Genomic DNA, 489 nt, shown 5'->3' on the forward strand with positions numbered 1-489 from the left:
TATAACGTTGTACGCTGTTTCTCAATTCTTAAGGTTCTCAAGAACTCTTTTCTTTGAGTTTGAATGCAATCACAACCCGTTTCCAATCAATCCATTCCGGACTCTCATGAAATCCGAAACTTCTTCTTGATTGAAACGCTTTGTTTCACCAAATTGTTAAAGAACATTGACTCTTTCGAGACGAGTTTGTGAGTATATCACAATCATTTCGATTTGTCATTTAAAAAAGCTCGTTTTTTACGAACTCCTTTAAATGACAGATCTTGGTGGAGCCGAACGGAATCGAACCGATGACATTCTGCTTGCAAAGCAGACGCTCTACCAACTGAGCTACGGCCCCGTCTGTTTTGCCTGGTGGGTCAGGAAGGATTCGAACCTTCGACCCCCGCCTTATCAAGACGGTGCTCTAACCGACTGAGCTACTGACCCAGCACACCAAACTCTCACAACAAACCGATAAGTGTGAGCATCACGCTTCATGCGGACGAC

Annotated in this window: 2 tRNA genes; both read right to left on the minus strand. The window is 44.0% G+C overall.

The annotated features are described in order from the left end of the window. Positions 1-264: 264 nt before the first annotated feature. Positions 265-340 (minus strand) — tRNA-Ala (locus tag NW199_RS08710). 12 nt (positions 341-352) lie between these two features. Next, positions 353-429: transfer RNA gene (locus tag NW199_RS08715), tRNA-Ile, on the minus strand. Between the last annotated feature and the right edge of the window lie 60 nt (positions 430-489).

It is taken from the genome of Parasutterella secunda, assembly GCF_024733725.1.
Lineage (GTDB): Bacteria > Pseudomonadota > Gammaproteobacteria > Burkholderiales > Burkholderiaceae_F > Aphodousia > Aphodousia faecalis.